Source organism: uncultured Holdemanella sp., assembly GCF_934772795.1.
Lineage (GTDB): Bacteria > Bacillota_I > Bacilli_A > Erysipelotrichales > Erysipelotrichaceae > Holdemanella.
Genome location: NZ_CAKVMR010000126.1, coordinates 1 through 1,701, shown reverse-complemented (window position 1 = coordinate 1,701; position 1,701 = coordinate 1). Strand labels below are relative to the sequence as shown.

At 36.6% G+C, this 1,701-nt stretch carries 1 protein-coding gene; it reads left to right on the top strand.

Features of this window, described 5'->3' with window-relative positions:
* Positions 1-92: 92 nt before the first annotated feature.
* Entirely contained in the window at positions 93-1,580 is a 1,488-nt protein-coding gene (locus Q0F04_RS11825) for a family 1 glycosylhydrolase (RefSeq protein ID WP_295753536.1), read from the top strand.
* Positions 1,581-1,701 lie beyond the last annotated feature (121 nt).

The following is a 1,701-nucleotide window of genomic DNA, read 5'->3' as shown; positions in this document are numbered from 1 at the left end:
AGGAAGCATTAGCAGCAGAAGCTGAATAATAAGTATTAAAACGGCGTCAGGCCTAAACGCTGGCGTCGTTATTTTTTTAGAAAGAGGTATATATGAGTTTTCCAAAAGAGTTTTTATGGGGAGGCGCAACAGCTGCCAACCAATATGAAGGTGGATATTTAGAAGGTGGAAAAGGAATTAACACAAGTGATACTTTGACAAATGGATCCCACACAGTGGCTCGTCGTGTTACTTGGAGAAATCCACAGACAAATGAAACAGGAAGTACACCGATGATGTTTACATCCGCAACAGATCGTTTTATTCCAGAAGGAGCGATTCCAGCTGTATTAGAAGATGAATATTATCCAAGTCATACAGCTACAGATTTCTATCATCACTTTAAAGAAGATATTGCACTAATGGGAGAAATGGGATTTAAAACTTTCCGTATGTCTATGAACTGGGCTAGAATCTTCCCAAATGGAGATGATGAACAGCCAAATGAAGAAGGTTTGAAATTCTATGATGAAGTGTTTGATGAATGTAAAAAATATGGCATTGAACCATTGGTTACTTTATCTCACTATGAAACACCAATCGGATTAACAATCAAATATGGTGGATGGAAAGATCGTCGTTGTATTGATTTCTTTGAAAAATATGCAAAGACAGTCATTGAGCGTTATGTTGGTAAAGTAAAATATTATCTAACATTTAATGAAATCAACATTATGTCTATGATGCCATATATGGCTGGTGGACTTGTAGATTTTAGTGAACAAGCCAAAGCGCAAGGTGCACACAACCAGTTTGTCGCAAGTGCTAAAGTTGTGAAGTTCTGTCATGAAAATCATCCAGATATCAAGATTGGACAAATGTTGGCATATGGACCTGTATATACATACACTTGTGATCCAGCAGATCAAATCTTGGCTTTAGAGCGCAGTCAACAAACAATTTGGTATGCCGACGTTCAAACGGGTGGTCATTATCCAGAATTTAAATTAAAAGAATATGAAAGAAAAGGCATTCAATTAGAGGATTGTCCAGAAGACTATGAATTATTAGAAAAATACGCAGCTGATTTCTTAAGCTTTTCATGTTATGGAAGCAGCACTGTGACTACGCATGATGTAGGCAATGATAGTGGTGGAAACTTCGTGATGGGTGTTACCAACCCTTATGTAAAGACAAACGCATGGGGATGGGCAACAGATCCTGCATGTTTACGTTTGGCATGTAATACATTATATTATCGTTACAATAAGCCAATCTGGATTGTTGAAAACGGTATTGGATGGTCTGATGTATTAGAAGAAGATAAAACAGTACATGATGATTATCGTATTGATTACTTGCGTCAAAACATTCAATCTATGGATGATGCAATCAATAAAGATGGTGTTAACCTAATGGGATATACAATGTGGGGATGCATTGACTTAGTTTCTGCAGGAACTGGTGAAATGCGTAAACGCTACGGCTTTGTATATGTAGATCGTGATGATGAAGGTAATGGAAGCTTGAATCGTTATAAGAAAGATAGTTTCTATTGGTATAAGAAAGTTATTGAAACACAAGGTGAAGATTTAGATTAGTAAGAAGGAGGAGGCGGAATAGTTTTTATTTCGTCTTTTCTTGTGAGGTAGAACATGAAAAAAATAATGGTAAGAGCTGATGACTTAGGATTTTCTAAAGCTGTGAATTATGGTATTTATG